Origin of the sequence: Mycobacterium sp. E3198 (assembly GCF_001667015.1) — a bacterium.
GTDB lineage: Bacteria > Actinomycetota > Actinomycetes > Mycobacteriales > Mycobacteriaceae > Mycobacterium.
In genome coordinates, this window is the sequence record NZ_LZIS01000204.1 from 65,488 (window position 1) to 75,942 (window position 10,455).

Annotated in this window: 8 protein-coding genes and 2 pseudogenes; 7 read left to right on the top strand and 3 right to left on the bottom strand. The window is 70.8% G+C overall.

Going from position 1 to position 10,455, the window contains the following annotated elements:
* Nucleotides 1–14 precede the first annotated feature (14 nt).
* Entirely contained in the window at nucleotides 15–2,399 is a 2,385-nt protein-coding gene (locus tag A5673_RS22705; protein WP_068237827.1) for a CoA transferase, read from the bottom strand.
* A 59-nt stretch (nucleotides 2,400–2,458) separates the two neighbouring features.
* Here A5673_RS22705 and A5673_RS22710 point away from each other — a divergent pair, with 59 nt between their 5' ends.
* Both A5673_RS22710 and A5673_RS22715 read left to right on the top strand, forming a co-directional pair.
* Complete coding sequence (locus A5673_RS22710; protein ID WP_068237830.1) at nucleotides 2,459–3,292, top strand: FadR/GntR family transcriptional regulator; 834 nt, start codon at nucleotides 2,459–2,461, stop codon at nucleotides 3,290–3,292.
* A 5-nt stretch (nucleotides 3,293–3,297) separates the two neighbouring features.
* Complete coding sequence (locus A5673_RS22715; protein ID WP_068237833.1) at nucleotides 3,298–4,017, top strand: SDR family oxidoreductase; 720 nt, start codon at nucleotides 3,298–3,300, stop codon at nucleotides 4,015–4,017.
* Here the strand turns inward: A5673_RS22715 and A5673_RS22720 are convergent.
* On the bottom strand, nucleotides 3,980–4,846 hold the full coding sequence (locus A5673_RS22720; protein ID WP_068237836.1) for an LLM class flavin-dependent oxidoreductase: 867 nt from the start codon (nucleotides 4,844–4,846) through the stop codon (nucleotides 3,980–3,982). The two genes, A5673_RS22715 and A5673_RS22720, sit on opposite strands and share 38 nt — an antisense overlap.
* Before the next feature lie 70 nt (nucleotides 4,847–4,916).
* Here A5673_RS22720 and A5673_RS22725 point away from each other — a divergent pair, with 70 nt between their 5' ends.
* The 5 genes and pseudogenes from A5673_RS22725 to A5673_RS22745 form a co-directional block, all read left to right on the top strand.
* Nucleotides 4,917–5,975 (top strand): acyl-CoA dehydrogenase family protein, encoded by a 1,059-nt coding sequence (locus tag A5673_RS22725; RefSeq protein ID WP_068237839.1) that lies wholly within the window; start codon nucleotides 4,917–4,919, stop codon nucleotides 5,973–5,975.
* Nucleotides 5,972–7,069, top strand: a complete 1,098-nt coding sequence (locus A5673_RS22730) for an acyl-CoA dehydrogenase family protein (protein WP_068237842.1) — start codon at nucleotides 5,972–5,974, stop codon at nucleotides 7,067–7,069. Before A5673_RS22725 ends, A5673_RS22730 begins: the two co-directional genes overlap by 4 nt.
* The gene (locus A5673_RS22735) at nucleotides 7,066–8,223 is read left to right on the top strand and encodes an acyl-CoA dehydrogenase family protein (protein WP_197518453.1); all 1,158 of its coding nucleotides are present in this window, start codon (nucleotides 7,066–7,068) and stop codon (nucleotides 8,221–8,223) included. Before A5673_RS22730 ends, A5673_RS22735 begins: the two co-directional genes overlap by 4 nt.
* On the top strand, nucleotides 8,220–9,155 hold the full coding sequence (locus A5673_RS22740) for an acyl-CoA dehydrogenase family protein (protein ID WP_068237845.1): 936 nt from the start codon (nucleotides 8,220–8,222) through the stop codon (nucleotides 9,153–9,155). The genes A5673_RS22735 and A5673_RS22740 overlap by 4 nt, the downstream gene beginning before the upstream one ends.
* Nucleotides 9,152–10,291: pseudogene (locus tag A5673_RS22745) on the top strand (class I adenylate-forming enzyme family protein); the annotation flags it as partial. The gene A5673_RS22740 and the pseudogene A5673_RS22745, both read left to right, overlap by 4 nt.
* Here A5673_RS22745 and A5673_RS30185 read toward each other — a convergent pair.
* Nucleotides 10,234–10,455 (bottom strand): annotated as a pseudogene (locus A5673_RS30185) (hypothetical protein); the annotation flags it as partial. The pseudogenes A5673_RS22745 and A5673_RS30185 sit on opposite strands and share 58 nt — an antisense overlap.

The following is a 10,455-nucleotide window of genomic DNA, read 5'->3' on the forward strand; positions in this document are numbered from 1 at the left end:
CAGAGACATCCTCCTCACAGGCCCTTCGGGCGGGTTCCGATCACTTTGTCGCTTGCCAGCTTGGCCAGTTCTTCGTCGGTCAGCCCGCACCGATCGCGCAGTACCTCTCCATTGTGCTCGCCCAGCTTCGGCGGGGGGCGCAGCAGCCACCTGTCCTGCCCGGCGAGCTTGGCGAACGGCGGGCAGGGATAGAGACCCGCACCGGTGCTCGTGTGTTCCAGAGTCTCGAGGAAGCCCCGGTCGCGCAGTTGGGGGTTCTCGGTGACCAGCGACGGGGACACCGCGGGCGCCGCGGGCACCCCCGCCTCGGCCAGGCGCTCCACGGTCGCGTCCAGCGGCTGTCCGGCGAACCAGTCCCGCAGCCGGCGGTCGACGTCGTCGGCGCGCTCGCGCCGCCCGGCGACGGTGGCCAGGCCGTCGTCGCACCAGGCGGGTCGGTCCATCACGTCGACCAGGCCCCGCCATTGCCGGTCGTCGCGCACGGTGACCGCGATCCAGTCGTCCTCGCCGGCGCATCGGTAGAGGTTCTGGATCGCGTGGCCGTGCCCGCGATTGCCGCGCCGGCCCAGCGTCACCCCGAACGCCTCGGCTTCGATCGCCTGTATCGCGGTGGCGTTGAGCACCGTTTCCAGCATCGGCAACTCGACCTGCTGGCCCGAACCGGTGCGTTCGGCGAAGCTCAGCGCGGCCAGCACGGCGAAGGCGGCGTGCACGCCGGCCAGCGGGTCGCAGGCCCCGCGCGGCGTCACCGGCGGGGCCTCCGGCAGTCCGGTCACCCAGGCCAGGCCGGCGATCTGCTCCATGGTCGGGGCGAATCCGACCCGGTCGCGCCACGGCCCGTCCAGGCCGAATGCGGGCATCCGCGTGACCACCAGTTTCGGGTTGACCCTCAGCAGCACGTCGGCGGTCAGCCCGAACTGATCCATCACCCGCGGCGAGAAGTTCTCGATCACGACGTCGGCGCCGGCCGCCAACTTCTCGAAAAGGCGGCGTCCGTCGTCCGAGCCCAAATCCAGTGTGACGGAGCGCTTGTTGGTGTTCATCGCGTGGAACACCCAGCCGTACTCCCACCAATCGTCCACATCGGTGCGCATCCCGCCCGAGTAGCGGATGCCGTCGGGCCGCTGTATCGACTCCACCTTGACGACGTCGGCGCCGAACGCGGCCAGCAGGTGGGTCGCGGCGGGCCCGGCCCAGAACGCGGTCAGGTCGACGATGCGCACCCCCTCGAGCGGCAGCCCACGTCCTGCCGGGTCGGGCCCGGATGTGCTTGCATCCCAGGCCGGTTCGTCGTCGGCGTCACCGACGGCCGGGGCCGCTCGCAGCGGCGCGGGTCCGCACGCCGACATCAGCCACGGCGGTCGCGGCTGGTGAAAGCCGGCGGGGTTGCGCACGAACACGTTTCGCTGCTTGACGTACTCGAGATCGCGGATCGTGGAGCCGTTGCCCAGCGCCGCGATCGGCAGCCGGAACAGCTGCCCGAGTTCGACGATCTCCGCGACGGTCCGCTCGGCCAGCCACGGCCCGATCTGTTCGCGGATCAGGTCGCGATAGGCCCACCGGCCGATCTGGAAACGCAGCTGTTCGATCTCCTCCAGTTGCGGGCACTCGACCATCGCGCAGAAGTCGAGCCACTGCTGGCCGGTGACCATGGTGATCCCGACGTAACCGTCCTTGGCCGGCTCGATGGACGGCACTTCCAGGGTGCGGCGCACCGGCGGGACGCGCAGCAGCTGCGAATGCAACCATTCGCTGCTCTGCATCGCGGTCATCGCCTCGAGCATGGACAGGTCGAGGTGCTCGCCGGGGCCCCCGCGCTGCACGCGGCGGCGCACGGCCAGCGCGCCGAACGCCGCGTAGACGCCGCCCATGTACTCCCCCAGGTCGCCGCCGATCGCGATCGGTGGCCCGCCGGGATCGCCGCGAAAGCCCGGCGAGCCGGCCCACGCCTGCAGGGTGAACTCGCTGGCGGGGCGGTCGGCATAGGGTCCGTTCCAACCGAAGTCGGAGATCGTGACGACGATCGCCCGCGGGGACTCCGCCAGCAGCCGCTGCGGGTCGATGCCCAGCGCCGCGGCCCGCGACCGGCCCGCCGTGACGACCACGACGTCCGCGGCTGCCAGTTCGGCCCGATACCGTTCGGAGTCCGGGGCGACGGTCAGGCTACGCTTGCCGGCGTTGAGGAAGCCGAAGAACGGCGAGGTCCCCCCGCCGGGCACCGGCGAACAGGTGGCCGAGTACCGGCGCAGCCAATCCCCTTGCGGCGGCTCGATTTTGCGCACCTGCGCCCCGGCATCGACCAGCAGCTTGCCGCAGTAACTTCCGGCTATCCGGTCGCTGATCTCGACGACACGCAATTCGTCGAGCGGTGTCGGCCGGCTGCCGGGCTCGCGCCTCACCCGGCTATTTATACCATTACTGCTAAAATAGCTAAGCCAGACGAGCACGCGAGGATTGGATGACCGCCCTGGGAATTGGCCCCGACGCCCGGCGCCGACTGTCGGCGCCGCGGATCGCCGAAATCGTAGCCGACGAGTTGCGCCGCCAGATCATCGACGGCGAACTCGCCGACGGCGATCTCCTGCCGCGCCAGGAGGTGCTGGTCGAACAGTTCAACGTCAGCCTGGTCTCCCTGCGCGAGGCGCTGCGGATTTTGGAAACCGAGGGGCTCGTCTCCGTGCGGCGGGGCAACCGCGGCGGCGCCGTGGTGCACGCGCCGGCCAAGACCAGCGCGGCCTACATGCTGGGCCTGTTGCTGCAGAGCGAGTCCGTCGAGGTCGCCGACCTGGGCACGGCGTTGCGGGAACTCGAGCCGGCCTGCGCCGCCCTGGCGGCCCAGCGGCCCGACCGGGCGGACACGCTGGTGCCGGAGCTCAAGCGGGTCAACGACGCCATGGCCGAGCATCTCGAAGACGGTCGCCTCTTCACCGAGATCGGCCGCCAGTTCCACGATCTTGTCGTTCGCGGCTGCGGGAACCACACCATCATCGCCGTCGTCGGCAGCCTGGAGACGCTGTGGACCAGCCACGAGCAGCAGTGGGCGGACGAGAGCGCCGCGCGGGGCACCTACCCGTCACTAACCCAGCGCCGTGCGGTGCTCAACACGCACGTCAAACTGACCGACACCATCGCCGAGGGTGACGTCGACCGCGCCCGCCGCATGGCGGGCCGCCATCTCGCCGACACCCAGACCTACGTGCTCTCCGGCCGGCCCGACCAACGCATCTATGCGCTTTCGCCGCAGGCACTTTCACGCTCGGGATCCCGCCCGCGGGACATCCGGCGCCCCTGACGTTGATGCGAACCGCATTAGTCACCGGCGGCAGCGGCGGCATCGGCAAGGGATGCGCCCGCAAGCTCAGCGAGCTCGGGTACGACGTGGTGCTCGCCGCGCGGCGCGAAGCCCCGCTGCGCGCGGCCGCCGCGGAGCTCGGCGCGCGCCACCTCGTGGCCGACGCGTCCGATCCGGACGGATTCTCCTCGGCGATAAGCGCTTTGGAGCGGCTCGACCTGGTCGTGCACGCGGCGGGCACGCTGGGCGGGACGTACGCGCGCAAGCAGACTTTCGAGCAGTGGCGGACCATCCTCGCAGCCAACCTGGATTCGTGCTTCGTGGTGACCGCCGCGGCGCTGCCGCTGATGCGCGCGGGCTCGCGGTTCGTGTTCATCTCCTCGTCGGCGGCGCACGAGCCGATGATGGCGCGGACGGCCTACTCGGCGTCGAAGGCCGGCATGAACGCGTTCGCCCGCGCCCTGGCGCTCGAGCTCGACCGCGACGGCATCGCCGTGCACATCGTGACCCCAGGCCCGGTGGAAACCGAGATGCTGCAGGACGTTCCCTTCGAGATGTACGCGATCCAGGTGTCCGACGTCGCCGAGGCCGTCGCCTGGCTGGACACGGTCGACCCGTCGGTCGACCTGCCGGAGATCCGGCTGTCCGCCGTGCAGCGCGGGCCGTACGCCCGGCCGCCGGTGGTGCCTACGGAAGCGCGGCGCCGGCGCCAGCAAACGCCTTGATCACCGATTCGCCGAACTCGTGCAGCGAGTCCGGGACGGCGAAATCGGAGAACCACACGTAGAACCGCTCGACGCCCTGGGCGGCCAGCCCACTGAAGTGCCCGATCAGCTCGCCCGCATCCCCGCATACCAGCCCCGAGCCCAAGTTGCCGAACCGCCTCTTGCTCACCTCGCGCACCTTGGCCGGGTCGCTGCCTGTCCGGACAAATCCGACCATCTGCTGCACCGACACCCGGGCCGTCCCCGCTTTCGGCGCGAGCGTGGGCAGCTTGTCCAGCTGGTCACATGGCAGGTTCCACCAATCCGCATGCCTGCGAACGAGTTCCATCATCCGGGGTCCGGTGCCGCCCAGGACCAGCGGTATCGGATGGCTTCTGCGCGGGGCCTGGGCCGCCTTGCCCTCGTCGTCGCCCCAGTACTGCCTGATCAGCTCGAGATGGCGCCCGAGCTGCGCGACCCTGGCCTTCGGATCCTGCTGGCCCACATCGAATCTGGTGAATTCGGTGGGCCAGGACCCCGCGCCGAGGCCGAGCTCGAACCGGCCCTCCGACGCGTCCGAGAGGGTGACGGCCTGCTTGGCGAGCACCGCGGGATGCCGGAACGCGTCGCACAGCACCAGGTGGCCGATCCGTAGCCGCTCCGTCTTGGCCGCCACCCAGGTGGCGATGCCCATTGCCTCCCAAATGTTTTCGTCGGCCAACCCCGGCGCCTCCAGGTGGTCGATAAACGCCACCCCATCGAAACCGCTGGCCTCGGCGTGGCGGGCCCGGTCCGCGATGTCGGCCGCGGACAACCGCACCTGCGGCAGGAACAGATACCACTCCACCATGGGGCCACCTATGCTCGCGCCGATTGCAACAAGGCCGCTAGTTTACTATTTTTATTATGTTAGGGGTCTTATGGATGTCGGACTGACTGCGGAGCAGCTGTCGCTGCGCGACACCGTGCGCGGCATCCTGCGCACCGAGTGTCCCCCCGACGTCGCCCGTCAGGCCCTGACGGACCCCGAACGCTGGCGCGCCCCGTGGAAGACGGTCGTCGATTTGGGCTGGACCGAACTCGCGTCGCCCGACGGCGGCGACTACGGGCCCGTCGAGGCCGCGGTGGTGCTCGAGGAGTGCGGCGCCGCGCTGGCGCCTATCCCGTTGCTCAGCAGCGTCGGCCTGGCCGCGGGGGCCCTGCGGTCCAGCGGCCTGGACGCGGTGCTTGCCGAGATCGCCGGCGGCGCCGTCGCCACCCTGGCGGTCCACGCGAAAGGGTCACGGCTGCCCGGCGCGCCGATGACGCTGCGTGGCGGGCGCCTGCGCGGACGGGCCGTCGCGGTCCCCAACCTGACCCGCGCCGAACTGGTCGTCACGCTGGCGCACGCCGACCACGGTGTGATGGCCGCGGTGGCGCGCTGCGGCGACGGCGTGACCGTCCTGCCGGTCGAGTCGACCGACCCCGCGCAACCGGCGGCCGACGTCGAGATCGACGCCGAGCCGGTGGCCACCGCGGCGGTCGAGCTCGAAGCGGCGCTGGCGGCGCCGCTGGTGGCCGCGGCCGCCGACCTGGTCGGGGTGGCGAGCGGCGCGCTGCACCGCGCAGTCGAGCACGCCAAGGCGCGCCGCCAGTTCGGCGCGCCGATCGGCGCGTTCCAGGGGGTCAAACACGCGCTGGCCGACAACCACGTCGCCGTGGAGCGAGCACGCAGCCTCGCCTACGCGGCCGCCGCCCGGCTCGCCGATCCCGACGCCCGGGACGCCTGGACCGCCGCCGCGCTGGCGAAGGCGGCGGCCGGCGACGCGGCGGCCAGTTGCGCGCGCACCGCGGTACAGGTGCACGGCGCCCTCGGCCAGACCTGGGAGCACGACATCCACCTCTACGTCCGGCACGCCTGGCAGGGCGCCGCGCTGCTCGGCGACAGTCGCGCGCTCTACCACGAGGTGGGCCGCCGGTTCGCGGGAGGCGCGGGATGAGCGCCGTCATCGAAGAATTCGAGGCGTGGCTGACGGAATTCCTGCCGAAGGATTACTACGAGCGGTATCGCGAGTACCGGTGGGACCTGCCGCTGCGGCGGGACTACCAGCGGGCGGCGTTCGAGGCGGGGTGGCTGCAGCCGACCTGGCCCCGCGAGCACGGCGGCCGCTCGCTCGGTCTGCGCGACGCGATGGAGGTTCGGATCGAGGGCGCGCTGCGCTCCGCGCCCAAGCTGCCCAACATCCAGGGCCCGGGCGTGGCCGCGCCCGGCATCCGCCAGTTCGGCACGCCGGCCCAGATCGACCGGCTGCTTGTTCCCCTGCTGCGCGGTGACGAATGGTGGGCACTAGGCATGTCCGAGCCGGAGGCGGGATCCGATTTCGCCGGCCTGCGCACCCGGGCCGAGCGCGAGGGCGACGTCTTCCGCGTCAACGGCCACAAGATCTGGACCACGCAGGCCCACCTGTCGCGGTGGTGCACGCTGTATGCCCGCACCGATCCGGAGGCGCCGAAGCACCGCGGCATTTCCTGCCTGATCCTCGACCTGCGGGCGCCCGGGGTCAGGATCGAGCCCATTCGGATGGCGTCGATCTCCGACGAGACGTTCTGCGAGGTCTTCCTCGACGACGTCGAGGTGCCGGTGGAAAACCTGCTCGGGCCGCTGCACGGCGGCTGGAACGTCGCCCTGTCGTCGCTGCACCACGAACGCCAGATGATCTGGATCATGAACTGGGTCGAGATCAAGCGGGGGCTCGACGCGGTGCGTGCGGCCCGGCCGACCGACGACATCTGCGCCGAGCTCGGCTCGCTGCTCGCCGACGCCGAGGCGCTGCGGGCCACCGGGTACCGCGCGCTGGGCAACGAGCTGGCGGGACGGGCGAGCCCGGAGGCCGACATTCTCAAGCTGCTGGGATCTGTTACCTTGCAACGGGTTTGGGAACTGGCCGCCGTCGCCAAGGGGCAGGATGGGGCGAGCGATCCGGATCTGCTGTTCGAACGCCAGGACGCGCTCGCCGCAACCATTTACGGCGGGACGTCGGAAGTGCAGCGCAACATCATCGCCGAGCGGCTGCTCGGGCTGCCGAAGGGATGACGACGATGGACTATGACCTCGGCGAAGACGCCGCCCAACTGCGAAACCACCTGCGCGAGTTGGTGTCCCACCACATCCCCGCCGACTTCCTCGGCGCCTGCACCGAAAACCCGCAGGACCTGGCCACCACCGAGACGTTCTGCAAGCTGCTGGCCTCCGAGGGCCTGCTGGCGCTGGCGTGGCCGAAAGAGCATGGGGGCGGCGGCGGTTCGGTGTGGCAGCAGACCGTGTTGCGCGAGGAGATGTGGGCGCAGCACGAGCCCCGCGGTCCGCAGTACATGGGGATCAACTGGGTGGGTCCCGCGCTGATGCGGTACGGCACGGCCGAGCAGAAGGCCAAGCACCTGGCGGCCATCGCCTCCGGGGACGTGATCTGGTGCCAGGGCTTTTCGGAGCCGGAGGCCGGAACCGACCTCGCGTCGCTGCGCACCCGCGCGGTGCGCGACGGGGACGGCTGGCGCATCACCGGCCAGAAGGTGTGGACGTCGTACGCGCTGATGGCATCCTGGTGCGTGCTGGCCGCGTGCACCGATCCGGAGGCCCCAAAACCGAAGCGGCTCACCCTGTTCCTGATCCCCATGGATCGGCCCGGCTTCACCGTGCGCCCCATCGGGTCGATGCTGGGACCCCATCACCTCAACGAGATGTTCCTCGACGACGTGCACGCCTCCCCCGGCGACGTCCTCGGCGAGGTCGGCGACGGGTGGCGGGTGATGCGCGAGGCGCTGGCCTTCGAGCGGGTCGGCATCGCGCGCTACGCGCGCTGCGAGTCGCTACTGGACCGGATGCGCAGGCAGCTTGGCGACGACTGGGACTCGCTGCCCGAATCGATTCGCGCCCGCTGGGTGCGGGCGCTCGCCGACCTGCGGGTGGCCAGGCTGCTGGCGTACCGGGCCATCTCGCTGCAGGACGACCCGTCGGCGGGGGCGGCGGCCAGCGCAGCCCGCATCGCCACCACCACCTGCGACCAGCAGGTGGCCGAGCTGCTCTTCGACGTGCTGGGCCCCACGGCGCTCGACAGCGGCACGTCGGCGCCCCTGCACGGGGCCATCGAGGACCACTGGCGCTATGCGCAGGCCGCCACCGTGGCATCGGGCACCATCGAGGTGCAGCGAATGCTGGTGGCACGCGACGTTCTGGGAGAACACAGGTGAAAACCGAACTGCCGCAGGATATCAGCGATTTCGCCGCCGTCGCCGCAAAGCGGCTCACCCGGTTGGGCGGCCCCCCGGCGGCGCTGCGCGCCGAGTCCGACGACGGCATCCGGCACGCGGCCCGCACCGCCCTGAGTGACGTCGGCGCCTTCGAGCTCGACGTCCGGTCGGCCAACGACGACCTGCTGGCCGCCGCGGTGCTGTGCCAGGCCGCCGGCGCGACCGCCCTGCCCTATCCCGTCGTCGAGGAACTGCTGGCGATCGACGGCGCCCGACTGGCCCTGGTCAACCCCGAGGCGCCCCGCATCGATCACGGCGACCTGCCCGGCGACTGGGTCGCCGCCGACCTGGATGGCAACCGCTACCCGGCGCGTGCGGCGTCGCGCACCAACGCCAAGCTGGGGCCGTTTCTGGTGCCGGCCACGTTGAGCGCACCCGACGGAACCGTTCCGGCCGGCGACGTTAACCTTCATCTCGTGCTGGGATCATGGCGGATTCTGGGAGCCCTGCAGCAGTCGCTGCACATCGTCACCGATCACGTGCGCGCCCGCGTTCAGTTCGGCAAACCGCTGGCGGACTTCCAGGCCGTCAGGTTCGCGGTCGCGGACGCCGCCGTCGGAGTGCGGGGCCTGTACGAGCTCGCGAAGTACACAGTGTGCAGGCCCGAATCGCTGCCGGTGCAGGTGCATTCGGCCGATGCTCTCGTTCTCAGGTACAAGGCCGCCGACACCGCGCGGCAGGTGCTGCGCACCTCGCACCAGCTGCTCGGCGCCCTGGGCTTCTGCGACGAGTCCGACGTCAGCGTCCTCGACCGGCACACCCAGCCGCTGATCCGGTTGCCGCTGGGCGCCGAGGCGTTGGCCCTGCGCCTGATGCCCGACGCCCGTGACGGCAATCTCGAGACGCTTTTCAGCGGGCCGGTACCCGCGTGAGCACCGAGCCTCTCGCGCCTTCGGCGACCCCCCACCCGCTCGACGACGGCATCCCGTTCGGAACCAAACTGGCGCAACTCGCCGAGGAACGGCGCGACGCTCCGGCGGTGACGGTCGTCGGGCTCGACGGCACCGCGGAGGCGCTGACGTTCGGCGAGCTCGACGCCCGCGCCAACCAGTGGGGGCGTGCACTGGCCGCCAGCGGTGCTGGCCCGGATTCCCTTGTGGCCCTGGGAATCCCGAACTCCGTGCACCTGGTGCTCGCCGCGCTGGGGTGCTGGAAGATCGGCGCGGTTCCCGTTCCGATGCATTGGGACCTGCCTGAATGGGAGCGAGACCGGGTGCGCGACGTGATCTCCCCCGCCGTCGCGGTCGACGAAAGAACCCGGTGGGAGCTGGACGCGCGTGCCGCCGGCGAATCCGCGAGCCCGCTGCCCCCCGTCGTTTCGCCGCACGCCAACGGCATCTGTAGCAGCGGGTCGACCGGCGTCCCCAAGGTGATCCTCAGCCTGGCACCGTCACTGTGGACCCCCCAGCACGGCGAACCGTTCCTGTCGAATTGGATACCGGTCGCGCAGCCGCAGACCATCATGGTGCCCGCGCCGATGTACCACACCAACGGCTTCGCGACTTTCTTCTTCTTGCTGGCCGGTGACCACCTGGTGGTGCTGGAAAAGTTCGATGCGGCATTGGTTTTGGACGTGATCGAACGGTTCCGGATCACCAACTTTACGGCCACGCCCACGATGCTGGCGCGCATCGCGGCGCGGCCCGACGTGCGGCAGCGCGACCTGTCCAGCGTCGTCTTCATCCTGCAGGGCGCCGCGGTGATGCCGCCGTCGCTCATGCACACCTGGTTCGAGCTGCTGAGCCCCGAACAGATCGTGTCGGCGTACGGCATGACCGAGAACCTCGGGCTCACCGCGCTGCGCGGCGACGAATGGCTCTCCCATCCGGGCAGCGTCGGCCGCGGCTTCCGGGACACCGAGATCCGGATCCTGGACGCCGGGCGGACGCCCCTTGGGCCCGGCGAACACGGCGAGATCTACCTGCGCTCACCGATGGCCGCGGGATCGCGCTATCTCGGCGGGGCGGCGCCGCTGCCGACGACCGATGACGGCTTCCGTTCCGCCGGAAAGACATTGGCGCCGCCGGTGACGATCATGTCGACGCGCCGGTCGACGATGTAGAGGTAGCCGTCCTCGTCGAGGTAGCCGATGTCGCCGGCGGAACGGAAGCCGTCATCGGTCGTCGGCAGCGGCGCCGCCCCGCCGAGATAGCGCGATCCCGCGGCCATCGG

What these genes read in the sequence shown, in the direction of transcription:
- A5673_RS22710 (WP_068237830.1), top strand. Translation starts at nt 2,459, where the DNA reads ATGACCGCCCTGGGAATTGGCCCCGACGCCCGGCGCCGACTGTCGGCG.
- A5673_RS22715 (WP_068237833.1), top strand. Translation starts at nt 3,298, where the DNA reads ATGCGAACCGCATTAGTCACCGGCGGCAGCGGCGGCATCGGCAAGGGA.
- A5673_RS22720 (WP_068237836.1), bottom strand. Translation starts at nt 4,846, where the DNA reads ATGGTGGAGTGGTATCTGTTCCTGCCGCAGGTGCGGTTGTCCGCGGCC.
- A5673_RS22725 (WP_068237839.1), top strand. Translation starts at nt 4,917, where the DNA reads ATGGATGTCGGACTGACTGCGGAGCAGCTGTCGCTGCGCGACACCGTG.
- A5673_RS22730 (WP_068237842.1), top strand. Translation starts at nt 5,972, where the DNA reads ATGAGCGCCGTCATCGAAGAATTCGAGGCGTGGCTGACGGAATTCCTG.
- A5673_RS22735 (WP_197518453.1), top strand. Translation starts at nt 7,066, where the DNA reads ATGACGACGATGGACTATGACCTCGGCGAAGACGCCGCCCAACTGCGA.